At 67.2% G+C, this 23920-nt stretch carries 20 protein-coding genes and 1 pseudogene; 7 read left to right on the top strand and 14 right to left on the bottom strand.

Annotation, left to right across the window (positions count from 1 at the left end; translation table 11 throughout):
• The first annotated feature begins 42 nt into the window (after window positions 1–42).
• On the top strand, window positions 43–969 hold the full coding sequence (locus tag FND50_RS03715) for a hypothetical protein (protein WP_260850892.1): 927 nt from the start codon (window positions 43–45) through the stop codon (window positions 967–969).
• Here the strand turns inward: FND50_RS03715 and FND50_RS03710 are convergent.
• From FND50_RS03710 to FND50_RS03675, 8 genes are all read right to left on the bottom strand, one after another.
• Window positions 916–1581, bottom strand: coding sequence for a GAP family protein (locus FND50_RS03710; RefSeq protein ID WP_144284792.1), 666 nt, complete (start codon window positions 1579–1581; stop codon window positions 916–918). The genes FND50_RS03715 and FND50_RS03710 overlap by 54 nt on opposite strands.
• Before the next feature lie 93 nt (window positions 1582–1674).
• Complete coding sequence (locus FND50_RS03705) at window positions 1675–2793, bottom strand: lipase family protein (RefSeq protein ID WP_144284791.1); 1119 nt, start codon at window positions 2791–2793, stop codon at window positions 1675–1677.
• Window positions 2794–2874: 81 nt separating this feature from the next.
• A complete protein-coding gene (locus FND50_RS03700) occupies window positions 2875–3906 on the bottom strand; it encodes an aspartate-semialdehyde dehydrogenase (protein WP_144284790.1) in 1032 nt (343 codons plus the stop codon).
• Between the two features lie 3 nt (window positions 3907–3909).
• Complete coding sequence (locus FND50_RS03695) at window positions 3910–5175, bottom strand: aspartate kinase (RefSeq protein ID WP_005248517.1); 1266 nt, start codon at window positions 5173–5175, stop codon at window positions 3910–3912.
• A gap of 95 nt (window positions 5176–5270) precedes the next feature.
• A complete protein-coding gene (locus tag FND50_RS03690) occupies window positions 5271–6242 on the bottom strand; it encodes a hypothetical protein (RefSeq protein WP_144284789.1) in 972 nt (323 codons plus the stop codon).
• A 133-nt stretch (window positions 6243–6375) separates the two neighbouring features.
• Complete coding sequence (locus FND50_RS03685) at window positions 6376–7713, bottom strand: DUF1254 domain-containing protein (RefSeq protein ID WP_144284788.1); 1338 nt, start codon at window positions 7711–7713, stop codon at window positions 6376–6378.
• An 86-nt stretch (window positions 7714–7799) separates the two neighbouring features.
• A complete protein-coding gene (locus FND50_RS03680; RefSeq protein WP_144284787.1) occupies window positions 7800–9494 on the bottom strand; it encodes a SulP family inorganic anion transporter in 1695 nt (564 codons plus the stop codon).
• A gap of 12 nt (window positions 9495–9506) precedes the next feature.
• Window positions 9507–9929 (bottom strand): hypothetical protein, encoded by a 423-nt coding sequence (locus tag FND50_RS03675; protein ID WP_005253445.1) that lies wholly within the window; start codon window positions 9927–9929, stop codon window positions 9507–9509.
• 175 nt (window positions 9930–10104) lie between these two features.
• On the opposite strand from FND50_RS03675, the gene FND50_RS03670 reads away from it, so the two are divergent.
• The gene (locus FND50_RS03670; protein ID WP_144284786.1) at window positions 10105–11223 is read left to right on the top strand and encodes an AI-2E family transporter; all 1119 of its coding nucleotides are present in this window, start codon (window positions 10105–10107) and stop codon (window positions 11221–11223) included.
• On the top strand, window positions 11220–13028 hold the full coding sequence (locus FND50_RS03665) for an alkyl/aryl-sulfatase (RefSeq protein WP_144284785.1): 1809 nt from the start codon (window positions 11220–11222) through the stop codon (window positions 13026–13028). The genes FND50_RS03670 and FND50_RS03665 overlap by 4 nt, the downstream gene beginning before the upstream one ends.
• Here FND50_RS03665 and FND50_RS36645 read toward each other — a convergent pair.
• From FND50_RS36645 to FND50_RS03655, 3 genes and pseudogenes are all read right to left on the bottom strand, one after another.
• Complete coding sequence (locus FND50_RS36645) at window positions 13018–13491, bottom strand: acyl-CoA dehydrogenase family protein (RefSeq protein ID WP_260850891.1); 474 nt, start codon at window positions 13489–13491, stop codon at window positions 13018–13020. The two genes, FND50_RS03665 and FND50_RS36645, sit on opposite strands and share 11 nt — an antisense overlap.
• A gap of 45 nt (window positions 13492–13536) precedes the next feature.
• Entirely contained in the window at window positions 13537–13803 is a 267-nt protein-coding gene (locus tag FND50_RS36640) for an acyl-CoA dehydrogenase family protein (protein ID WP_260850890.1), read from the bottom strand.
• Window positions 13803–14938, bottom strand: a pseudogene (locus FND50_RS03655) (acyl-CoA dehydrogenase family protein). Before FND50_RS03655 ends, FND50_RS36640 begins: the two are co-directional and overlap by 1 nt.
• 399 nt (window positions 14939–15337) lie before the next feature.
• Here FND50_RS03655 and FND50_RS03650 point away from each other — a divergent pair.
• The 3 genes from FND50_RS03650 (at window position 15338) to FND50_RS03640 (ending at window position 20087) form a co-directional block, all read left to right on the top strand.
• Window positions 15338–17890: a LuxR C-terminal-related transcriptional regulator gene (locus FND50_RS03650; RefSeq protein ID WP_144284784.1), complete on the top strand. Its 2553-nt coding sequence runs from the start codon at window positions 15338–15340 to the stop codon at window positions 17888–17890.
• 90 nt (window positions 17891–17980) lie between these two features.
• Window positions 17981–18229: a hypothetical protein gene (locus FND50_RS03645; RefSeq protein WP_016884498.1), complete on the top strand. Its 249-nt coding sequence runs from the start codon at window positions 17981–17983 to the stop codon at window positions 18227–18229.
• Window positions 18230–18281: 52 nt separating this feature from the next.
• Complete coding sequence (locus FND50_RS03640) at window positions 18282–20087, top strand: serine/threonine-protein kinase PknD (RefSeq protein WP_144284783.1); 1806 nt, start codon at window positions 18282–18284, stop codon at window positions 20085–20087.
• A gap of 10 nt (window positions 20088–20097) precedes the next feature.
• Here FND50_RS03640 and FND50_RS03635 read toward each other — a convergent pair whose 3' ends face one another.
• Both FND50_RS03635 and FND50_RS03630 read right to left on the bottom strand, forming a co-directional pair.
• Window positions 20098–20433: a WhiB family transcriptional regulator gene (locus FND50_RS03635; RefSeq protein ID WP_005562098.1), complete on the bottom strand. Its 336-nt coding sequence runs from the start codon at window positions 20431–20433 to the stop codon at window positions 20098–20100.
• On the bottom strand, window positions 20418–21422 hold the full coding sequence (locus tag FND50_RS03630) for an ROK family glucokinase (RefSeq protein ID WP_005253436.1): 1005 nt from the start codon (window positions 21420–21422) through the stop codon (window positions 20418–20420). Before FND50_RS03630 ends, FND50_RS03635 begins: the two co-directional genes overlap by 16 nt.
• Window positions 21423–21651: 229 nt before the next feature.
• Here FND50_RS03630 and FND50_RS03625 point away from each other — a divergent pair, with 229 nt between their 5' ends.
• On the top strand, window positions 21652–22734 hold the full coding sequence (locus FND50_RS03625; protein WP_144284782.1) for an ABC transporter ATP-binding protein: 1083 nt from the start codon (window positions 21652–21654) through the stop codon (window positions 22732–22734).
• Window positions 22735–22736: 2 nt separating this feature from the next.
• Here the strand turns inward: FND50_RS03625 and FND50_RS03620 are convergent, their stop codons facing one another.
• Window positions 22737–23753, bottom strand: a complete 1017-nt coding sequence (locus FND50_RS03620) for a LacI family DNA-binding transcriptional regulator (protein ID WP_039951819.1) — start codon at window positions 23751–23753, stop codon at window positions 22737–22739.
• Window positions 23754–23920: the final 167 nt, after the last annotated feature.

Here is a 23920-nt window from a genome sequence, read left to right as displayed (position 1 = left end):
GCGGATGATGACAAGCGGGCCCGAACGGTGTTCGCTCGAGGTGTGCGGTCGACGAAACTGTCTGTGGCGCTGGCCAGGGAAGCTCTGGCCGCGCGCACCGAAACGGCCAACGGCTGGTTGCAGGGCACACCTCCCGGCCGTACCGTTCGGCGCGTCATCGACGGGCTGATCGATATCGAACTCGTCGACCGGTCGATGACGCTCGCCGCCAGGATCTTCACGTCGGTGCTGCCCGTGATGATTGCGGCGTCGACGCTGAGCAGTTGGAACGTGACCGCACGCACCATCAAGACCCAGTTCGGCTTCGACCCCACGGAACTGACGTCCACGTCCGGCACCGTCGATACCACCGACGCCTCCTTCGCCGCGTTCGGGGTCGTCGGTCTGCTGATGATCGCGATCAGCGGTACGTCCTTCGCGAGGGCCCTCGCCCGGATCTACGGAAAGATCTGGAACGTCCCGTCGATCAATCTCCGAGACGCCTGGCGGTGGCTCGTCGTTCTGTTCGCCGTTGCGCTGTCGGGCACGGCGATCGGCGTGGCCAGCGAGCTTACGAGCATCCGATTCATCGGGCCACCTCTCGCCGTCGCCGGGGAGTTCGCGGTGTGGATGGCCGTGTGGACCCTCAGCCCGTACCTGTTGACGATAGGCACTCTCAAGGGACGCGTGCTCTGGGCGACGGGCGCGCTGACCGCCGCCGCGCTCACCGCTCTCCACGTCGGCGGACGTCTCGTCCTGCCCCGGATCACCGCCGCCGCGCAACACCAATTCGGGCCGCTCGGCCTGGTGTTCACCGCGATCAGCTGGCTGTTCGTCCTCTCCGTCGTCATCGTGGGTTCCGCGGTGATCGTCAAGGCCATCGCGCTCGACGAGGGCTACGTCGGTCATTACCTGCGCGGACCGGACGCCGTCGCGTCAGAACAAGCCGCCGAAACCCTTGCCCAGGACGACGGCGCCCATCACGAGTAGCAGCACGCTCATCACCGCGGCGTTGTTGGCCTGGAGCCAGACCTTGAGATTGTCGAGGGTCCCCCGCATCTTGTCTGCGGCGACGGCGTAGGCGATCACCGGGACGAGGACGGTCGATCCGGCCAGCACGGTGTACACGATCAGGGCCACCACCTGCTCGCTGCCGTTCACGCCGGCCGTGCCGATCCCGACGCCCGCCGACACGCAGAGCAGCAGGTTCTTGGGATTGATTGCCGCCAGCGCAAATCCGAGTCCGGTGGATTTCACGAAGTTCAGGTCGTCGATGGCCTGCATCCACTTCGGTGGCTCCGCGTGGGTGTTGCGGCTTCTCCACTGCCGTCCCGCGAGCAGGAGCAGCAGCACACCGAGAATTACCTTCACCCAGGACGCTGTCGCGGAGGGACCTTCGGAGTCGGACGTGTCGATGCTGCCGGCGAGGAGCATGAAGATGCCCGTCGCGACGAGGATGCCCAGTATCCAGCCGACACCGAAGCCCGCGCTCGCACCGCCCGCACGCTTCGACAGCAGCATCAGGATGACGGCGATGATCGGGATCGGCGAGATCGCGACACCTACCGCGAGCGGTAACAGTTCTCCGATGACTGAGCCCATGTCCGAACCGTAGGGTGGGGGCGTCGTCTTCGCCTCGCACGTGTCGGGTGAACCCAGGTGAGTGGCAAAGTGTGCTCGGGTACGCGTTGCCACTCACCTGGGGGACAGCACGCGCGCCGCGAACGCGACGGACTCCGGCATGGAGGCCATCAGCGATTCGCGGTGGTTCTCGGCGACGAGTTGCTGGTATTCGACGTTCACGCCGTGCTGCTGCATCTCGGCGAGCTGCGCCCACGTCAGCGGAACCGGCACCGACGTGTCGGACAGACTGTGCACCACCCGCAGAGGGCGGTCGAAGCTGTCGACGGGCGCCTGCTGCATCTCCCGGAACAGCTCCCGGAACTGCTCGTTCCACAAGGGCGCCGCGAACAGGTCGCCGACCGAAGTGGGATGGGCGAGCAGGTACCGGCCGAGTTCCCGGCTGCACGTCACCTTCGCCAGCTCCATCAATTCGATTCCCTTCGGCGACAGATACCGCCGGATGTCGACCTCGGGCCGCTGGTCGTCGATGCCGGCGAGGGTCAGCAACGCGTAGTTCACGATTCCGGTAATCGGCAGTGCCGGAATCGCGGGTCCCGCGGCCGGGAAGAGCTGTTCGAGGTGCGTCGGCGCCGCCACGGCGACGGCACCCCGATAGTCGAGCGCGGGTGCCCGGGTGGTGGCCTCGCGGGCGGCGAAGTAGGTCGCGTGCCCGCCCTGCGACAGTCCCGTGACGATCCACCGGTCGCTGAGCACGTCGCCGTAGACGTCGTGCGCGGCCAGGACGATGTCGACGGCGTTCGCGGCAGCCGCAGGACCGTCGAGGTAGGCATTCACACCGGCCGTGCCGATTCCCGCGTAATCCGTTGCCGCGACGGCGTACCCGGCGGCGAGCCACTGTTCGATCGCGGGAAGTTCGACGTAGTTGAACCCGGCGACCGACGGTGCGCACTGGTCGGCGATCCCGACCGTGCCGTGTGCGTAGGAGACCACCGGCCAGCCGCCGTCGGGTGGATCACCACGGGGAAGGAAGATCGATCCGGTCGACTCACCGGCCGCGGTCGCGGTGCGCAGCGTCGAGTAGCGGACCCGGACGCTGTCGCCTGCCTGGGCGGGGACCGCGGCGGGTGGAAGTTCTTCCTGCGACAGCAGGATTCCCGGCTGCGCGGACGCCTCGCCCGCACCGGTGAGCAGCAACAGAACCGCCGCCACCGCAGCACCGACGACTCTCATCGGCCCAGTATCCACCCGCACAAACAGACGTGAGTGGCAAAGCGTGCGGAAGCACACTTTGCCACTCACGTGGGCGGGAGATCAGACCAGCAGTTCGGCGATCTGAATGGTGTTGAGGGCGGCACCCTTACGCAGGTTGTCGCCGGACACGAACAGAGCCAGACCGCGGCCCTCGGGGACACCCGGATCCTGACGGATACGCCCGACCAGCGACGGGTCGCTGCCCGCGGCCTGAAGCGGGGTGGGGACGTCCACGAGCTGCACACCGGGAGCCGTCGACAGGAGCTCCTGCGCACGCTCCACCGACAGCGGACGCTCGAATTCGGCGTTGATCGACAGCGAGTGGCCCGTGATCACGGGGACGCGGACACACGTGCCCGACACCAGCAGGTCGGGCAGGCCGAGGATCTTGCGGCTCTCGTTGCGGAGCTTCTGGTCCTCGTCCGTCTCACCGCTGCCGTCGTCGACGATCGAGCCGGCCAGCGGCAGGACGTTGAACGCGATCGGTGCGACGTACTTGTTTGGGGCCGGGAAGTCGACGGCGCTGCCGTCGTGCACCAGCTTCTCCGCGTCGTCGATGACGGCGCGGGCCTGGCCCACGAGCTCCTCGACACCGGCTATGCCGCTGCCCGACACGGCCTGGTAGCTCGACACGATGAGACGCTGCAGACCGGCCTCGTCGTGCAGAACCTTCAGCACCGGCATCGCGGCCATCGTGGTGCAGTTGGGGTTGGCGATGATGCCCTTCGGCGGGTTCTTCGCCTGCTCCGGGTTGACCTCGCTGACGACCAGCGGGACGTCGGGGTCCTTGCGGAACGCCGACGAGTTGTCGACGACCGTGGCGCCTGCCGCGGCGAACCGCGGGGCCTGCTCACGAGAGAGCGTCGCACCGGCCGAGAACAGGGCGATGTCGATGCCCTTCAGGTCCTCGTCGGACGTCGCGGATGCGTCCTCGACGACGATCTCCTCGCCGCGGAACGGCAGCTTCTTGCCCGCCGACCGCGCGGAGGCGAAGAACCGCACCTTTTCCGCGGGGAAGTTGCGTTCTTCGAGGAGGGTGCGCATGACGATGCCGACCTGTCCGGTCGCACCGACAACAGCGATGGTGGTCATGATCTACCGTCCCGTTCCTGCGTGCACGACAGCTTCTTCGTCGCCGCCGAGCTCGAATGCATCGTGGATAGCCTTCACGGCCTTGTCCAGCTCCACGTCCTTCACGAGCACCGAGATGCGGATCTCCGACGTGGAGATGAGGTCGATGTTGACACCGGCCTTCGCGAGAGCCTCACAGAACGTCGCGGTGACGCCCGGGTGGCTCTTCATGCCGGCGCCGACCAGCGACACCTTGCCGATGTGGTCGTCGAACAGCACCTGCGTGAAGCCGATCTCGCCCTGCAGCTTGGTCAGCTTCTCGACGGCGCGCGGGCCGTCGGCGGTGGGCAGCGTGAACGTGATGTCGGTCTTGCCGGTTTCGACCTTCGAGATGTTCTGCAACACCATGTCGATGTTGATCTCCGCCTCGGCCACCGCGCGGAAGACCTGCGCGGCGTAACCCGGGGTGTCGGGCAGGCCGACGACGGTGATCTTGGACTCGCCGCGATCGTGCGCGACTCCGGTGATGATTGCCTCTTCCACGGGGATGTCCTCCATCGATCCGGACACGATGGTGCCCGGCTTGGTCGTGTATGACGAACGGACGTGCACAGGCACGTTGTATCGGCGGGCGTACTCGACGCAGCGGAGCATGAGCACCTTCGCGCCGCACGCCGCGAGCTCGAGCATCTCCTCGAACGACACCGTCTCGAGACGCTGCGCGTCGGGAACGATGCGCGGGTCGGCGGTGAAGATGCCGTCGACGTCGGTGTAGATCTCGCAGACGTCGGCCTCGAGGGCCGCTGCGAGGGCCACCGCGGTGGTGTCCGAGCCGCCGCGCCCGAGGGTCGTCACGTCCTTGCTGTCCTGGCTGACGCCCTGGAACCCGGCGACGAGGACGATCGAGCCCTCGTCGAGCGCATCCCGGACGCGGCCCGGTGTGACGTCGATGATCTTGGCGTTGCCGTGAGCACCGGTGGTGATGACGCCCGCCTGCGAGCCCGTGAACGAACGGGCCTCCGCACCGAGCGAATGGATTGCCATTGCGACGAGAGAATTGGAAATGCGCTCACCGGAGGTCAGCAGCATGTCCATTTCGCGGGCGGGTGGGGCTGGGCACACCTGCTGAGCCAGATCGAGCAGCTCATCAGTGGTGTCCCCCATCGCTGAAACCACGACGACGACATCGTTGCCGGCCTTCTTGGTCTCGACGATCCGTTCAGCCACTCGTCGGATTCTCTCGGCGGTTGCCACCGAGGATCCGCCGTACTTCTGGACGACGAGAGCCACGCGTTTCTACCTCCAGGTCGATGAATCTGTACTGGTCCAGCTGTCGAGCTTACCGGCGGAGTCCAATCTGATCCCGGGTGAGTCCGTTCGGCCGCCTATCCGAACGCCGTGTTCGCGGCGTCCGCGACCCTCGCCACGGCCGCGCAGTTCGGCCCGTGAACAGTGACGACTGCACCCGCGTGACCGAGCCTTCGGGTGAACTCCTCGACTACCGCTCCGGGCCGTGTGACGTCGATCGGCTCACCCATCGGGCTCATCCACCGGCATCGGTCGCCGACTGTCTCCGGCTCGGCGGGAACGGGTGGTCGGTTTTCCTTGACCGGCGACATCGTGAACGACACGGTCACCTCGCTCCCGGGCACCCGATTCGGGTTCGGAAACAGGACGCAGTCGAACGGGGTGGGCGGTGCTTCCGGATCGACGACGCGTCCGCCCGCTGTGGCCCCCAGCACGTCGAGCACTTCGCACGGGTCGTGGACCGCGAGCGCCACCTGACGCGGGGACGTCGGGTCGCGAGCGGGCAGTCCCGACCGCATCCTGTCGATCGCCGAGCCGAGCACCGCGTCGGCGAGCGGGCAGGCGTCCTGGCCGGCGACGGTTCCGGCGCGGACGGTCGCCAGCTGCCGCCCGTCCTGCTCCTGGTCGGTTCCGAGGTTCAACCGGAAGACGCGCTCGCACGTCCCGCGGGTCGGATCGGCACCCGCGCCTCGATAGACGGTCACGCCGTCGACCGTGTCCGGCCCGGTCAGCGCCGCGTCGGACAGCATCGACGGCAGCAGGGACAACTCCACGTACGTCGTCGCGCCGCCGGGCCGGACCATCAGCGCCGAACACACCGGCAGTTGGACGGCGGACCCGTACTGCTGAACTGTCCCGGCGCCCCGCACGACCGCCTCGTCGAGCAGTCCGCACGGATCGGCGTCGCGGAGTGCGTCCTCGACGTGGACCTGCCGTTGCTGCACTGGGCTCAGTTCGTCCAGCGGCGACGCCCCCGCAGTCCCCGACACGCTGTGCGCGCACCCGGAAGTGATCACGGCGCACAGGAGCGCCGCGGCAACTTTCTTCACTCGATCCCCCCTCGAATCGGCACGAACACTACCGCCGACTCGGGATCATCGGAGAGAGGACGGGACGCTGTGAACCAGACCGATCATGTCGGGAACGAGCAACCGGATCGGATCGCTCACCAGCGCCCCCTGATCAAATGGTTCTCACGAACGGCGGGATCTCGAACGTTCCGTCGAACACCTCCGGCTTCGGGCTGTACATCCGGAGCATCGGCCGGAACCCGACTGCCGGTGTCGGCAACCAGTTGGCGCGGGCGACCGGATCGGTCGGGGCGACGGCGCTGAGCGTGATGGTCAGCGAACCGTCGTCCGCGAACATCAGTCCCGGCGTGCGGTCACCGATCGAATAGCGGTCGATCGGATTATCGACGAGGTAGAACTCCGGAAGGTCGTACATGGTGATCGACCAGAACGCGTCGACCGGCGGGGTCGGCGCGAACGTGAGTATGTAGGTGTGTTCGCCGGACAGTTCGTTGCCTTCGCTGTCGTGGTAGATCGGCGCATACGCGGCCTCGTAGCCGTGGTTTCCCCACAGTCCCGCCATCGCGGCGCCGGCCCGCAGTCCCAGCGCCTTCGAGCGGTCCTCGATGCGCCACTCGGGTGAGTCGAGGGTGCCGATCTCGAAGTAGTCGTCGTTGTAGTCGAAGGCGTGGTACATCAGCTGCCAGCCGTTGACCACCTCGCTACCTGCGCCCGATTTCAGTGCGGCGACCAGCGATTGGCGCCCGGCCTCGGCTCCGGCCGTGAGCACGGACACGAGGTCCGGCGGCGCCTCGAGGTACGGCGACGGCCCGGTCTCGAGCAACCCGAGCGGGGCGAACGCCTGCTGCGCGACGAGGTCCTGCGCGGAAGGAGGGTACGCCTGCGAGTACACCCGCAGCTTCTCCCAGAATTGAAGTTCCTCGGGGACGTTCGGGTCGGGTATCGGCAGGCCCTCCGCCGGTTCCTGGTCGCCGACGGGTTCCAAGGTCAGGGCCGACTGCAGTCGCTTCACCCGCTCCAGGTCTGCCTCACCGTCGCAGGCCCAGCGGCCGATAATGGTGCCCACCGCGGTCGGGAACGCGATCTGCGTCGCGCCGTCGGGGACCTCACCGGACCACCCGGGGCCGGTCAGCAGGAAACGGCCGGCCGCGGTACCCGTCGCGCGTTTGCCGACGTACGCGAAGTTGTCGGTCCACGCATCGACGAATTGCAGCACGTAGTACGCACCACCGGCGTCCGGGACTCGCAGCAACTGCGGTCCGTGGCCGAGATCGATCTGGGCGATCGAGTAGATGGTGTCGTTGTTGACCGAGACGAACGTGTCCTGCGGCCCCGCGAGTGTGCGGGCGTGGCTGAAGGTGTTGAAGGGTCCCGCGTCGAGGCTCCCCATCCCCTCCGACACGAAGCGGTTCACCTGGTCGAGATCGAACACCAGCGGAAATCCGTACACCCACGCCTTCGCGGCGAGTTCCTGCAATTCTCCACTCACTACTGCCTCCTGTCATGGGCGGCTCCGCCGCCCGTGCGTGGTCTGCGAGAACAGAGACTCGTCAACCACTCCCGGGCGCGCAGCGCCTACTGTCGGTCCGGTTCCGCGAGTGCCTCACGCACGGTCGGATAGAGGCCGACGGGGATCGCGTCCGAACCCGAGTGTCGAATCGTGTCCCGGAACTGCCCGATGTCCCGCGCCACGCGTAGCTCGATTCCCCGGCGCGCGAGCACATCCCGCAACTGCACGAGCATCTGCGCGGCACTGACGTCGATGAACGGCGACGTCTCGGCGTCGAGGACCACCACTCGCGTGTCGTCGGTGGACAGGTCCTCGATGCGGTCCTTGACGTGATCGGCGTTCGCGAAGAACAGTCCCGCCTCGACGCGCACCACGACCACGTGCGGTGTGGTCGGGAGGTCGGGGTGACGCTCGGCGTCCACCCACAGCGACCCTTCCTTCGCGAGCGCCGCGACGTGGGGACGCGACGCCCGGTAGAGCAGCAACAGCATCGACACGCCGATGCCGATGACGAGTCCGGGCAAGGTGTCGAACAGGAGCACGCCCACCATCGCGGCGAGGGCGGCCGCGAAATCGGCACGCGCGGCGTATCCGTAGATGCTGCCGAGCCTTTCGGTCCACACCCCGTAGAGACGGCGCAGCGCGGAGATGTCCACGAGTTCGATGACGGCGGCGATGACCACCGCGGCGAGCGTCGCCTCGGGGAGTTTCTCGAACAGTCCGGTGAGGAACAGCAGGGTCACCACGGTGAGGACCGCGACGACGAGACCGCTGACCTGCGATTTGGCACCGGCCCCGCCGTTGACCGCCGTCTTGGAGAGGCTCCCGTTCACCACCATTCCCGAGCACAGCCCGGAGCCGAGATTCGCTGTGCCGAGGCCGAGGAGTTCCCGGTTGGCGTCCACCTCGTAGCCCTCTTTCGCGGCGTACGTCTTCGCGGCACCCAGCCCTTCCGCGAACCCGATGAGCAGCACGCCCACTGCGGGGCCGAGAAGGTCGATGTAGTCGTCGAATCCGACACCGTCCGGCAGTCCCACCGCCGGCAGACCGGAGTCGATGTGACCGACGATGTCGACACCTCGACCGTCCAAACCGAACACGGCGACCGCGGCGATCCCGAGGAGGACGGCCAGCAGCGAACCGGGGACGAGCGGCAGCCACCGCTTGAATCCGAGAACCACGACGAGACTGAGGACACCGACGGCGATTGTGCCCCAGTCGATGTCGCCCAGGTGGGTGACGACTCCCCAGGCCTGTACGAAGAAGTTGCCGTGCTCCTTCTCCACGCCGAAGAGGGCAGGAACCTGCCCGATGATGATGGTCAGAGCCAGCCCGACGATGAAGCCCTTCAGCACCGGCTCCGAGATGAACGACGCGATGAAGCCCAGACGGAGGAGCCCCGCCAGCAGCCCGGCGATGCCGGTGGCGATCGCCAGCACTGCGGTCAGGGCGGCGTACTTGCCGCCGTCCGCCCCGGCGAGCGGCGCGACGATGGCAGCCGACAGGGCGGCCGTCGCCGACATCGGCCCGACCACCAGATGCCGGGAACTGCCGGCCGCCGCGTAAAGAATCAGGGCGGGTATCGCCGCGTACAGACCGACGACAGGGGGAACTCCCGCGATGGTCGCGTAGGCCAGGGCCTCCGGGACCAGCACGGCCCACACGGTCAGGCCCGCGATCACGTCGGGCCTGACCCATCCTTTCCGATACTCCTGCAGCGAGCCGAATACCGGCCAGGTGCCGGTCGCGGAGCTCACCACGTCGTCATCGTCCTAGTCCCTGGCGGTGTCCCAGGTGGTGACCGCCCAGATCACGACGACGTCGAGCGCGATGATCAGAATCGACCACAGCGGGTAGTAGGGCAGCCAGAGGAAGTTCGCGAGGATCGACAGCGCGGCGATGCAGACGGCCACGACACGGGCCCAGGTGGCGCCCGTCATGAGGCCGATCGCGCTGATGACCAGAACGACGCCGAGAACGATGTGGATCCATCCCCACGCGGTGGTGTCGAACTGGTAGGTGTACTCGACGCCGATGACCAGCAGGTCGTCGGAGGCGACTGCGGCGATGCCCTGGAAGAAGGAGATCACGCCGACGGTCAGCAGCAATATCGCCGCTGCCAGCGACGTTCCCGCGGCAAAACCCTGTTTGACAGGGCTGTTGGTCCTGGACTCCGGATGTGTCGTCATGTCCATGCCCTTCTCGAAAGGATGTGCTCGAACAGTGGAATCGTGCGACTTCGCGATGGCATCGGCATCATCCACACCGGGTGATCCTCATCTGCAACGGATGATGTGCCGTCGTCGGCCGGGTGCAAGAGTCGATTCGGGGCATCCCGGTTGGCCGGCCGATTGTTGCGAAGGGAACGCGATGACCGATCCGCAGGACGTATCCGGCACGGCGCCGGCTTCTCAGTGGTCGATGCCGCGGGGGCTGATCGTGATTCTCGGGCTGGCCGCGCTCGTCGTCACCGTGGCGGGAATCCAGGTGGCTGCGTCGATCGTCGGGCCGATCTTCCTTGCTCTCATGCTGACCGTCGCGGTTCACCCGCTGCCCGAATGGCTTCACCGGAAGCGTGTCCCGGGATGGCTCGCGACGATCGCGGCGATCCTGGTCGTCAACGGCATCATCCTCGTCCTCGTGCTGTCGCTGGCCCTGTCGGTCGCCCAGCTCGCCACGCTTCTGCCGGAGTACGCGGACGACTTCACGGCCCTCATCGACAGCGCCCAGAGCTTTCTGAACAGTACCGGCGTGAACTCCGCCGACGCCCAGACCTTGCTCTCCCAGGTGGATTACAGCAAGGTGTTCGGTCTCGTGGAGGGGATCCTGCAGGCCATGCTGGGCATCTTCTCGAATCTGCTGTTCATCCTCGCCCTCCTGCTGTTCATGGCGGTCGACGGAAGCACCTACGGTTCGCGGATGCGCATCGTGACGCGGATGCGCCCCGACATCGCCACAGCCCTCTCCGCGTTCTCGGTCGGCACCCGCAAGTACCTGATCGTGTCCACCGTCTTCGGGCTGATCGTCGCCGTCATCGACACCGGGGCACTGTGGGCGCTGGGGATTCCGTTGCCGATCCTGTGGGGACTGCTGTCGTTCATCACCAACTACATCCCGAACGTCGGTTTCGTCCTCGGGCTCGTTCCACCGGCACTGCTGGCGCTGCTGCAGGGTGGTCCGGAACTGATGCTCGTCGTGATCGTCCTGTACAGCGTCATCAACGTCATCATCCAGTCCGTGATCCAGCCGAAGTTCGTCGGCGACGCGGTGGGCCTATCCGTGACGTTCACGTTCCTGTCACTGGTGCTCTGGACGTGGATCCTCGGGCCTCTCGGCGCGATTCTGGCTATCCCGCTGACGCTGATGGCGAAGGCGCTGCTGATCGACATCGACCCGTCCACGCGGTGGGTCAACACGATCCTCAGCAGCGCTCCCGCTCCCCCTGCCCCTGCCCCCGCCCGACCGCGACACGAGAAGGAAGAATCATGACACCCGATTTCTCGGACACCACCGATTTCGAGGACGCCGACCGCGGCTTCGTCGACCGTCTCGACCCCCGCACCGTCACGGATGGGGACGGTCGCGTGGTGTGGGACATGCAGGAGTATTCGTTCCTGAACGGCGACTGCCCGGACACCGCCGACCCGAGCCTCTGGCGTCAGTCGCAACTGTGCGCGAAGGACGGCCTGTACGAGGTCACCGAGGGCATCTACCAGCTTCGCGGTATCGATCTGTCCAACATGACGATCGTCGAGGGCGAGACGGGCATCCTGGTGATCGACCCGCTGATCTCGCAGGAAACCGCGGCCGCCGCGCTCGCGCTGTACCGGAAGAACCGTGGCGATCGGCCCGTCACCGGAGTGATCTACACGCACTCCCACATCGATCACTTCGGCGGCGTCGTCGGCGTTCTCCCGGACGGTCGCGGCGACGTCCCGATCCTCGCCCCCGAAGGGTTCCTCGAACACGCGGTGGCCGAAAACGTCTACGCCGGAACCGCTATGGGACGCCGCGCCACCTACATGTACGGCGCGTTGCTCCCCAAGGGGCCGCGCGGTCACGTCGGCGCCGGCCTCGGCACCAACGTGTCGTCGGGTGTCCCCGGACTGATCCCACCGACCGTCGACATCACCCACACCGGTCAGGAGGAGACCGTCGACGGCATCCGGATCATCTTCCAGGTGACGCCGGGAACGGAGGCGCCCGCCGAGATGAACTTCCTGTTCCCGGACCACCGGGCACTGTGCATGGCGGAGAACGCCACCCACAATCTGCACAATCTCCTCACCCTGCGGGGCGCGCTGGTCCGGGACCCCCGCGCCTGGTCGCGGTACCTCGATCAGGCGATCGAGATGTTCGACAGCGGCTACGACGTCGCGTTCGCCTCCCACCACTGGCCGACGTGGGGTCGCGACCGGGTGGTGAAATACCTGTCGGAGCAGCGCGACCTGTACCAGTATCTGCACGATCAGACCCTTCGGATGCTCAACTCCGGGCTGACGGGGCTCGAGATCGCGGAGAATTTCCCGATGCCTCCCGCCCTCGAATCAGCCTGGCACACACGTGGTTACTACGGCTCCGTCAGCCACAACGTCAAAGCGATCTACCAGCGCTACATGGGCTGGTTCGACGGCAACCCGACGTCGCTGTGGCAGCACACGCCGGAGAACGTCGCGACACGGTACGTCGAATGCATGGGCGGCCAGGACGAGGTCCGGGCAAAGGCGCAACGGTATTTCGACGACGGCGACTTCCGGTTCGCCGCCGAACTCCTCAAGCATGCGGTGTTCGCCGACTCGTCGGACAGCGACGCGAAAGAACTACTCGCCCGCACCTACGAGCAACTCGGGTTCGGCTCGGAGAACGCGACGTGGCGCAACTTCTACCTCACCGGCGCACTCGAATTGCGCGGCGGCATCGTTCCGCCTCCCATTACCGAACTCGGCGCGGACATGCTGAGCGCCCTGACGATCGAGCAGATCTTCGACTCCGTCGCCCTCCGCATCAACGGCCCACGAGCCTGGGACAAGACCCTCGTCGCGGAGTGGCACTTCACCGAACCCGAAGCGCACTACCGGACGACGCTGTCCAACGGTGCACTCATCCAGACGCTGTCGCCGAGGACCGCGACGCAACCGGACGTCTCGCTGACCCTGACGAAGATGCAGTTGGTCGGACTGTTCGCCGGCAAGGGACTCGAGGGCGTAGAGGTGACGGGTGACCCGTCGAAGCTCTTGGTCCTCACGGAACTCGTCGACCCACCCGACAGCGCGTTCCCGATCGTCACGCCGTAGGCGCTCCGCGCCCGTGCGCCTTTTTGGTAGCTGGGACAACCAGAAAGGCGCACGGGCGGCGGAGCCGCCTAACCACGTTCCCCGGCTGCACCGCCTGGAATTTGCCCACCGCGCGACCGAACTGCGTGCGCGCCGAGGTGTGCTCGACGACGAGGGCCAGGACGCGTTCCATGGTCCCGGCCATCGCGAGCGCCCGAGCCAGGGCGCCGCGCCGGAGGAACTCGGTCACGACGTCGGCGGGCACCGGCGTGCCCTGCTGTGCGGAGACGTCGACCCGGACGTGGTCCCGGGGCATCGACGCGAGGTTGGCCGCCTCCGTCACCTCGACATCCGAGCGGGCGAATTCGGCGACCCGCCACGTGACGTCCGCCTCCCACACGGCCACCAGCGCATCCACCGAACGCGCCCACGGGACGTGCCGCGCGGTGCCGTCGGCATCCAGCACGGCTGCGGTGCGGACCACGGCGGGGCCGGAGTGCGCGGTCGGGCACCCGGACCTGCCGAGCAGTCAACCCGCGAGCAGATCGTTCTCGGCGATCGGGAGATCAACGGCGCCGGCGGCCGCGAGCAGGTACGCCGACTCCGTCCACCCGGCGTCGCTGCCACCCTCGGATTCGGGGCCGGTGAGCCGCGTGAGGCCGAGGTCGGCGAGCGTCGACCACAACTCGCGATCGAATTCCCGAGCCTCGCCCGGGGCCCGCCGATCTGTGGCGAACACCTGGCCGAGCATGCGTGCGAACTCCCGCATCTCGGTGTCGGTTGCCGGTCCGGTCATCAGCGCATCCCCAATCCCCGCGCGATGACGCCGCGCAGAATCTCACTCGTACCGCCCCGCAGGGTGAATCCGGGGCGCTGCATCACGCCGGCACGGACCAGTTCGGCGAAGTGGTCGACGCCTGCCGCCGGTTCACCGGCCAGTTCTTCGACGAGGTCGGCGATGTCACCTTCGGTCTTGGTGCCGAGGACTTTCACCACCGAGGCGCCCAGCTCGGCGTCGTCACCACGCCCCCAGTGCCTCCGACACCGCGCGGGACATGTGATGGAGGCCGAAGGTCCGGGCGACGAGCGCTCCGATGCGGGCATCGGCCGGTTGCCGTCCCTCCCGGATTTCCTCGGCCATCGCGGCGAGGATCGAGAACGTGGACATGAAACGTTCCGGACCACTGCGTTCGAACCCGAGCTCGGACGTGACCTGCTTCCTGCCTTCGCCGATGCGGCCGAGCACCAACTCGTCGGGCACGAACACCTCGTCGAGGATCACCTCGTCGAAATGGTGATCGCCCGACATCGAGAGGATCGGCCTGATCTGCACCCCCGGGGAGTCGAGCAGAACGATGAACTGGCTGAGCCCGGCGTGGCGCTGCTCCGGGTCCAGCGGAGCCGACCGCGCGAGCGCGAAGAAGGCGTCGGCACGGTGGGCGCCGGACGTCCACAATTTGGTCCCGGTGATCCGCCGGCCACCGTCGACCCGGACCGCTTTCGTGCGGACGCTCGCGAGGTCGGAGCCCGATTCCGGATCGCTCATTCCGATCGCCCAGCTGATCTCGCCGCCCGCGATTCCGGGGAGGAACCGCTGCTTCTGTTCCTCGGTTCCGTAGGTGAGCAGCGACGGTGCGGCCTGCCGGTCCGCGACCCACTGTGCGGCAACGGGCTCGCCGACGGCCAGCAGTTCTTCGGTGACGACGAACCGCTCCATGAACGTGCGGCCCTGCCCGCCGTACTCCGCCGGGATCGTCATGCCCAGCCAGCCGCGGGCCGCGAGGGCCTTCGTAAAGTCCGGATTCCACCGGGGTAGGCCACGTGTCCACACCGGGTGTGAACACGCCGGCGTCGATCTGCCCGCGCAGGAACGCTCGCACCTCGGCCCGCAACGCGTCGAGTTGGTGATCGGGTGGGTCCGCGGCCGGCACCACTTGTGTGCATGCTGTCTTCTTTCGTTGACGTGTGGCGGATGCTTCCGCAGGCTCACGCCTGCAACGCGGCTTTGGCCAATTTTCTCAGGTCACCGCGAAGTGACGGACTCCGAATCGGGTGCACGATCGCGATGACGAAGTAGTCCGAACGACATCACGAAAGCGTGGCGTTGCCGTTCGGTAAAACACGTTCACCCACACAAAACAACGCATTCTCGCTAAAATCGTCGCACCGGCCTACGGCGTCGGGGATTGGCGTTTGTCGAAGATCGTTTCTCGGTGCAGCGAGAATTGGGGGTCGGCGTGACGGCAGCACCTCTCGGGGAATTTCATCTGAGTACTCGAATACCTTCGAGTGCAGGAGGTCGGACGGTTACCCGAACCCGCCTGCACACCATGCTCACCGAAGCGCTCACCGACGACGCCCACCCCTGCCCGGTTGCGCTCGTCTGTGCACCGGCCGGGTCGGGCAAGACGCGGGCCGTGGCCGACTGGGCACGGGAGGTGCTCGCCGCCGCCGACGCTCCGACCATTGCCTGGCTCACGATCGAGGAGCGGCACAACGACCTCGACGTCGTCCACCGTGCCATCCTCCGCTCACTCACCGACACCGGAAATCCTCGTCTGCAGAAGGCTTGCGCCGGGCTCGATTCCGAGGCGCCGGACGTCGGCGCGCACCTGTCGGCCGCATTGCACGAACTCGGCGAGAACATCTGGATGGTCATCGACGACGCCCACCTCCTCCGCGACACCGACGTACTCACCGACCTCGAGTCGTTCATGCGCTGGCAACCTCCGATGTTGCGGACGGTCATCATCGGGCGATTCGAGCCGCCGCTCGCTCTGCAGCGACTTCGCCTGGACGGCAAGCTGTTCACACTCACGGCGAAGGCTCTCGCGTTCACGTCCGCCGAGGCGGCCGAGATGCTCGACGAGCACGACGTCGTGCTGAGTCCGGCCGATCTCGACGCGCTGATGGATCGCACGGAGGGCTGGGCCGCCGGAATCCGCTTGGCGGGCATGTCTTTGGAAGGACACCCGGATCCGAGCCGACTGATCGCCGAGTTCACGGGCGACCGCCGGGCCGTTGCCGACTATCTCATCGAGGAGGTTCTCGCCGGCCAGACCGACGAGATGCGCGAGTTCCTCCTACGCACGTCCGTCCCGGCCTCGTTCACCGTCGAACTCGCGGAGAAGCTCACGGGCTGCACGGATGCGCACGGCAACATCGACTGGCTCGAGCACCACAATTTTCTGATCAGCCGAATCACGGACAGCCCCACGCACTATCGCTACCACCCGCTACTGCGGAGTTATCTGCGGGCGGAGATCAGCCGGATCGGCCACGTCGAAGTCGAGCACCTCGAATTGACGGCCGCCCACTGGCACGATGAATTCGGGGACGCGCTGCTCGCGCTCGAACACGCGGTGAACTCCGGTGATCACGACGAGATCGTGGCGCTGCTCGCCCGGACGTCGCTGGCCCTGATCGTCGGAGGTCATGGTGAGGCCGTCGGCCGGCTTCTCGCGCGGGCACCCCGATCTTCGCAGGACCACCCGTCTGCGCGGCTCATCCGCGCCGCCGCGGCGCTCGCGTCGGGCAACATCGCGGTGGCCACGTCCACCCTCGAACTTCTCGACCGCAGACGGTCGGGGTTGCTGGTGGACGGTGCCACCGAGTCCCGGTTACACCTGCTGCTCCGCGAATCGCTCCGGGTGCAGACCGCGATCGGCACCGGCGACATCGAGACCGCCCTGAACCGGCTGCGCAGCGTGGGTGTCGGATCGAGCGGCGATCCCGATCTCGACGCGTTCGTCCTGCTCCAGGAAGGGCGTGCGCTGCTGTTCCTCGGGCGGAACGACGAGTCGGAGGTCGTGCTCGAGAAGTCGTTGGCTCACGCTCGCCTCGGCGATGCGTCGCTGGGCGTCATGTACTGCCTGGGGTCTCTCGCCGCCATCGCGATGTCGCGGGGAGACGTCGTGCGAGCGTCCGCACTGGCGGAAAAGGCACTCACGATCGGTCGGACGCATTCGGCAACGAGCGATCCGACATTCCACTTGACCAAGCTCGTCGACTCCTGGTGCCGCTACCTCCGGATGGATCCCGATGCCGCCCGTCTCGCCGCCGAATCCGCCGAGGCGCTGCGTCGGGCGAACACCGGGACCGCAGGCTTCGCCGACGGTGCCGCCACCCTGTTCGGTCTCGACGAGTCCGGATACCGGCACAATTCGGTGACGACACTGCACGCGGAGAGCCCCGTGTCGTCCTCGTTGCCGGTTCCGCCGGGGGTCCGGGCGGTGTTGCTGCCAGCCATCCAATACGCGTATCTATCTGCCGGCGAGACCGGGTGGGCGCACGAACTGGCGACCGAGACGCACGCGCTCCTCGGGCCCACCGGCGACACAGCCCTCGTCGAGGCGATCATCCATCTGCATCTCCACCGCCTCGACTTGGCCCGCAAGACGCTCCAACCCGTCCTCGACGGTGAACTGGAGTGCGCGGCGGGAACCAATCTGATCGCGGTGTCGCTCGTGGACGCATCGATCGCGCTTGCCCGCAAACATGATTCACGAGCCCACAGCGCACTCACCGAAGCGTTGCGTCTCGCGGAGCCGCAGTCGGCGTTGCGCCCGTTCCACGACTGCGGACCGCAGATCCGAGAACTCCTGGTGCGGAGCACCGGCCGGTTCGGTGTCCTCGAACCCTTCGCGGAGAGGCTCCGGGCGTCGTTCCCGCGGTCGAAGAGCGCTGCGTCCGACATGTTGACTCCCCGCGAACTGGAACTCCTCGTGGAGCTTCCGTCGTGGCGGACCGCCGAGCAGATCGCGGCAGATCTGTGCGTGTCGGTGAACACCGTGAAGACCCATCTGCGCGGGATCTACCGCAAACTCGGCGTCACCTCCCGCCGCGACGCCATCGCCGCCGCGCAACACAACGGCCTTCTCTGAGCCGGTTCACCACTTGCGGGTGAGGCGCGTTGCCGTTCTGTCGGTCACCCTGAAATCTACGGCTGACCGAGTTCTGGAACGACGATGCGAATGAAGGAGCCCACCGTGGTGCGTCCTGAATCGAACTGGCCCGGCAAGGTCAGGTACGCCTTCCTGATCAGCGGCGCCCTGTCCGATCGGGTGCTGGCCGCGTTCCCCGAGTTGGACGTCTCGGACGTCACGACCGGCGACACCACACTCTACGGTCCGGTCGACAGCCCGACAGATCTCCGTGGCATGCTGGCGCGCTTCGACGCGCTGGGACTGACCGTCATCGAGATGCGGCGGCTACCGGACTGACCCGGCGTCGGGGTTCAATGGTTGGAGGGTCCCGGGAGGCGGTGAAGCCGATGTGAGCGGCGAGTTCGAACCGGGCACGGTGTTTGCCGGCTACGTGATCGAACGGGTTCTGGGACGAGGCGGCATGGGCACCGTCTACCTCGCCCAGCATCCCAACCTGCCGCGCAAGATCGCGCTCAAGCTGCTCGACACGTCGTGGACGAACGACGACTACGTCCGGTCACGTTTCGAGTCGGAAGCAGACCACGCCGCACATCTCGACCATCCCAACATCGTCACCGTCCACGACCGTGGCCGTGAAGGCGGCAGGTTGTGGATCGCGATGCAGTACGTTCCCGGCACCGACGCCAGGAAAGCTCTCGGTTCCGGCGCCCTGGACGTCGAGCGCGCCGTGCACATCGTCAGCGAGACGGGGAGAGCACTCGACCACGCTCACGACGCCGGGATTCTGCACCGTGACGTGAAGCCGGCGAACATTCTGCTCGCGCCGGGTGATCCCGAACGTGTACTGCTCACCGATTTCGGCACCGCCAAAGCCCTGGACGAAACGCATCAGCTGACCCGCACCGGGATGTTGGTGGCGACCCTGCACTACGCCGCGCCCGAGCAGATCGAGGGCGAGAAACTCGACCACCGGGTCGACATCTACGCGTTGGGCTGCACCTTCTTCCACCTGCTCACCAACGAACCGCCGTACCCCGGTAACACCGCGTCCTCGGTGATGCACGGCCATCTGAGCGGACCGATTCCCCAGCCGAGCGTGGTGCGCCCCGGGCTGCCCGCCGGTGTCGATGCGGTCGTCGCGCGCGCCATGGCCAAGAACCGCGAAGATCGCTACTCGACCTGTCGTGAGTTCAGCGACGCCGTCCGGGCGATCGAGTGGGCCGGGCCCGGCCACGTGACCCGGCCTGCTGCCCTGGTCGACCCCGCCGCGACCACCCGCGCGAGCGGTCCTGACGTGACCCGCCCCGACACCGAACGGGGTGCGGCGCCCACGAAACCGACAACGGTCGGGGGCTCGCGCCGACGGAAGCGCTGGCTGCTCGCCGCGCTTCTGGGCGTCCTCGTCGTCGCCGCTGTCGCCTACGTCGCCTGGCCGGGCGAGGAGTCGACGAGCGCGCAGGTCGTGCTCCCGCTGACCGATCTGCAGGGACCCGCCGGGCTCGCGGTCTCGGGCACCGGGGACCTGTACATCGCGGACAGTGCGGCCAAACAGGTCCTGAAAGTGAGCGCCGGGACGTATGCGCAGACAGCTCTTCCCTTCACCGGACTCGAGGTTCCGCAGGGAGTGGCGGTCAGTACGTCCGGCGATGTGTACGTCTCCGACCTCGTGACCGATACCGTGACGATGCTGCACGGCAGCACCCAGGTACCGATGCCGTTCGGCGGCCTGAACCAGCCGTTCGGAATCGCACTCGGACCGGACGCCACGCTGTATGTCGCCGATACGCTGAACAATCGGGTGATGGCCCTGCGCGACGTCACCGCGGCTCCCGTCGCGGTGCCGCTGACGGTGATCGGCCCGTTCGCCGTCGCCGTCAGTGAGCACGGGGATCTCTACGTCGGCACGCCCAACAAGGTTCTCGCGTGGAACGCCGCCACCCGTGCCCAGAGCTTTCTGCCCTTCACCGACCTCCAGAGCGTCGGGGGTGTCGCGGTCGACGACGAGGGAACCGTGTACGCCATCGATCAGAACCACAATCGGATTCTGCGGCTGGCCGCCGGTTCGGACGAGCAGGAGGTTCTCCCGTTCTCCGGGCTGGACCAGCCGGAGGGGATCGCCGTGTCGAGCCGAGGCGACGTGTACGTCGCGGACACCGACAACAGCAGAGTGGTCATGCTCCCGGCGGGCAGCTGACCGCTCGCGCTCAGGCCTGGCGCGCCAGATCGAAGCCGAAGGATTCCGCCACGGCCTCGTCCACCCGGCCCTGGTGATTGGCGAGGAGCTCTTCGCGCTCGTTCGCGGAGAGTCCACCCCAGATGCCGTACGGTTCACCGACACTGAGCGCGTGCTCGCGGCACTGCACCAGCACGGGGCATCCGCGGCAGATCATCTTGGCGCGGAAGTCCCGCATCTCGCGTGCCCGGCCACGTTCGCGGTCGGGGTGGAAGAACGTGGACGACTCGTAGCCGCGGCAGGCGGCGTCCCTCTGCCAGTCCCACACCTCGGCGACCGGAATGGGAAGACTCAACCGATTGGACATTGCACTCCTCCAGATACTCGTGAGCCGTTGTGTGCGAGCCCGAGAACTCGTTCCCGGGCCAGATCGGCGGCGCCGACGATGCCGACGTTCGCGCCGAGTTCAGCCAGTCGCACCTCGGCGACCGGTCGGTGTGCGCGTCCGGTGAGACGGTTCTCGAACGCGGCGGCGGCGGGACCGCGCAGCAGTTCGCCCGCCTCGCACACGCCCCCGCCGATGATGAACAGGTCAGGGTCGAAGAACGCGGCGATGTCCGCCATGCCGTGCCCCAGCCAGGAACCGATCACCCGGAAACACTCGAGTGCCGCGGGGTCGCCCTCCTGCGCGGCCGCGGTGATGTGCAGGCCGGTGATGGCGTCCGCCCTTCCGCCGGCGCGGGCGAGGAGATCGGCGGCGAAACCGGGCGAGACGTTCGCGAGATCCTGCGCTTCGCGGACCAGTGCCCGCCCACTGGCGTAACGCTCCCAGCAGCCGTGGTTACCGCAACCGCAGCGGCGACCGTGCGGTTCGACGTTGAGATGCCCGAATTCCGCTGCCACACCGAACTTGCCGCGATGGAGAACGCCGTCGACGACGATGCCGCCGCCGATGCCGGTTCCGACCGTGAGCACGACGACGGTCTGCCCCGTCCGCCCGGCCCCGAAGCGCGCCTCGCCCCATGCCGCGGCGTTGGCGTCGTTCTCGACGACGGTCGGCAGTCCGCAGGAGGCCTGGACGACCTCGCCCAGGGGCTCGTTGCGCCAGGCCAGGTTCGGGGCGAAGAGCACGGTGCTGAGATCGGCGGCCACGAAGCCGGCCGCGCCGATACCGACCGCTTGCACGGGGTGCGTGGCCGCCAGTTCGCGAACGAGTTCGGCGATCGCGTTCTCGACCCCCCGCGCATCGTGGGACGGGGTGTCACGACGCACCATCCGGTGGATGACTCCGTCGGTGTCGACCACGCCGGCTGCGATCTTCGTGCCACCCACGTCGATGCCAATTGTCAGAGCCATGTCTCGTGTCCTCTTCAAATCTGCGAGTGAGGGGTGTCACGCTGACAGTAGAGGACCTTTGGATTTTCATCAATACACACTTCCGTCTTTTCGAGAACAAAGCCGGGCCATCTCCAAGTGGACAAGCACTGTGATCTAGGCCATAGTTTTTCCTCGTCGGCGTCTGCCGACACACCCCTAACACTCGGATCGTCCGGCACGTTCCTGCCGGTGGAGGGATTCATTTCTCATGGCAACAATCACCTATGACGGCGCGACCAGGCTCTTTCCCGGCTCGGACGTCCCGGCGGTCGATCAACTCGACCTGCATATCGAGGACGGCGAATTCCTCGTCCTCGTCGGCCCGTCCGGCTGCGGCAAATCCACCTCGCTGCGGATGCTCGCCGGACTCGAGGACGTCGACGGCGGCCAGATCCTGATCGGCGGCCGCGACGTCACGCACGCCGAACCCAAGGACCGCGACATCGCGATGGTCTTCCAGAACTACGCGCTCTACCCACACATGACCGTCGCGGAGAACATGGGCTTCGCCCTCAAACTCGCCGGCACCGACAAGACCGAGATCCGCACGCGCGTCGGGGAGGCCGCCGACATGCTCGACCTCGGCGATTACCTGGACCGCAAACCCAAGGCCCTCTCCGGCGGTCAGCGACAGCGAGTCGCGATGGGCCGCGCCATCGTCCGGCAACCCCAGGTGTTCCTGATGGACGAGCCGCTGTCGAACCTCGACGCGAAACTGCGAGTGCAGACGCGCACCCAGATTGCCCAGCTCCAGCGCCGCCTCGGCACCACCACCGTCTACGTCACCCACGACCAGGTCGAGGCCATGACGATGGGCGACCGGGTCGCCGTCCTCAAGGGCGGGGTGCTGCAGCAGTGTGCGTCCCCGCGCGAGCTCTACCGCCGGCCCGCGAACGTCTTCGTCGCCGGTTTCATGGGTTCACCGTCGATGAACCTGTTCACCGTCCCCGTCACCGACGGCGGGGTGCGGATCGGCGACCAGCTGGTTCCTGTCCCCCGCGACGTCCTGACCGCGACCGGCGGGCGTGAGGTGATCTTCGGGATCCGGCCCGAGCACGTCGAGATCGCCGACTCCGGCGGGCTGAAACTCGAGATCGACGTTGTCGAGGAACTCGGCTCCGAGGCCTTCGTGTTCGGCCGCACCACCGTGGGCGGGCGGACCGAGAACCTGGTCGCGCGGGTCGACTGGCGCAACCCACCCGAGAAGGGCCAGGTCGTGCACGTCCGCGTCGACGAGGCCCATGCGCACCTCTTCGCCACCGACGCGGCGGGCGAGCGCCTGGTGCGCTGACGTCAGAGTTCCGGCGGGCGGGCGGTCGAGCCCCTGACCACCAGGTGGGTCGGGAGCACGACCGCCCGTTCCGCCGGTTCCCGGCCGCTGAGCAGTTCCACGACCGCCCGGCCGGCCGCCGCCCCCTGCTCTCCGACCGGCTGCCGGACCGTGGTCAGGTCGGCCAGCTCGGCCGTCGGGTGATCGTCGATCCCGATCACCGACATCCCGGCCGGAACGGGGATACCCGCACGTCGCAGCGTGCGCAACGCTCCGACGGCGACCTCGTCGGAATGACAGAACACCGCGGTGGGCACCTCGGCGCGGCTGAGCAGTAGTTCCATGCCGCGCTCGCCGCCCTCGATTCCCCAGGGAACGGTGACGGTGCAGTCGTCATCGAGTCCGGCGTCGGCGAGGGCGGCGTGGAAACCCGCCACCCGGGCGATGTCGCCCTCCCAGTACTGGCCTTCCGGGTCCACGGTGCGGATCATGCCGATCCGGGTGTGGCCGATCCTGATCAGGTGCCCGACGGCCTGGCGCGCGGCCAGTTCGTCGTCGATCCGGACGGACGGGAACTCGCCGGCGTGCGCGCCGATGACGACCACGGTCACATCCATCTCCTCGAGCCGCGCCCGCTCCGGCCCGGTCAGCGGAAACGCCACGGCGATGACGGCATCGACCTTGCGGCGCAAGGGAAGCCGTTCGAAGAATGATTCGCGCTGCGACGACTCCTCGAGGCAGTACAGCAGCACGTCCAGATCCGCGGCGCGGAGTTCGTGTTCGATGCCGGCGAGAATCCGCGAATAGAACCAGGCGTCGATCCACGGCACCACGACGGCAACCCGCCCGGTCGCGCCCCCCGACAGCTTCGACGCCTCGGGTGAGATGACGTACGCCAACTCGTCCGCGACCCTCTGGATTCGCAGTCGCGTCGCTTCGGAGACACCCCGCTCGCCGCGCAACGCACGCGAGACGGTGGCGATCGAGACTCCGGTGCGGCGCGCGACGTCGGCCATGTTGACGGACTGCTTGGGGATCACGTTCCCACAGTAGGCGAGCAACGCAAATATTTGCGTAGATTCCTCACAGAATCCATGCCGCTGTAGTGCGCAAAAGAAATCACCCTGCTCGAGTTGACAGCCACCTGTGACGTGCCTCACGCTATTTACGCAAACGTTTACGCATCACATTCCCCCATCCCATCCCC

The organism is Rhodococcus sp. WB9 (genome assembly GCF_007558985.1).
GTDB classification, from domain to species: Bacteria; Actinomycetota; Actinomycetes; order Mycobacteriales; family Mycobacteriaceae; genus Rhodococcus_F; species Rhodococcus_F opacus.
The sequence above is the reverse complement of the archived record's forward strand: the minus strand, read 5'-3'. Positions and strand labels throughout refer to the sequence as shown.

Bases quoted from the DNA above. Each gene is read 5' to 3' on its own strand.
- FND50_RS03710 (WP_144284792.1), bottom strand. From the start codon at position 1,581: ATGGGCTCAGTCATCGGAGAACTGTTACCGCTCGCGGTAGGTGTCGCG.
- FND50_RS03630 (WP_005253436.1), bottom strand. From the start codon at position 21,422: ATGGCTCTGACAATTGGCATCGACGTGGGTGGCACGAAGATCGCAGCC.
- FND50_RS03700 (WP_144284790.1), bottom strand. From the start codon at position 3,906: ATGACCACCATCGCTGTTGTCGGTGCGACCGGACAGGTCGGCATCGTC.
- FND50_RS03635 (WP_005562098.1), bottom strand. From the start codon at position 20,433: ATGTCCAATCGGTTGAGTCTTCCCATTCCGGTCGCCGAGGTGTGGGAC.
- FND50_RS03625 (WP_144284782.1), top strand. From the start codon at position 21,652: ATGGCAACAATCACCTATGACGGCGCGACCAGGCTCTTTCCCGGCTCG.
- FND50_RS03650 (WP_144284784.1), top strand. From the start codon at position 15,338: ATGCTCACCGAAGCGCTCACCGACGACGCCCACCCCTGCCCGGTTGCG.
- FND50_RS03645 (WP_016884498.1), top strand. From the start codon at position 17,981: ATGAAGGAGCCCACCGTGGTGCGTCCTGAATCGAACTGGCCCGGCAAG.
- FND50_RS03665 (WP_144284785.1), top strand. From the start codon at position 11,220: ATGACACCCGATTTCTCGGACACCACCGATTTCGAGGACGCCGACCGC.
- FND50_RS03675 (WP_005253445.1), bottom strand. From the start codon at position 9,929: ATGGACATGACGACACATCCGGAGTCCAGGACCAACAGCCCTGTCAAA.
- FND50_RS36640 (WP_260850890.1), bottom strand. From the start codon at position 13,803: ATGACCGGACCGGCAACCGACACCGAGATGCGGGAGTTCGCACGCATG.
- FND50_RS03670 (WP_144284786.1), top strand. From the start codon at position 10,105: ATGACCGATCCGCAGGACGTATCCGGCACGGCGCCGGCTTCTCAGTGG.
- FND50_RS03705 (WP_144284791.1), bottom strand. From the start codon at position 2,793: ATGAGAGTCGTCGGTGCTGCGGTGGCGGCGGTTCTGTTGCTGCTCACC.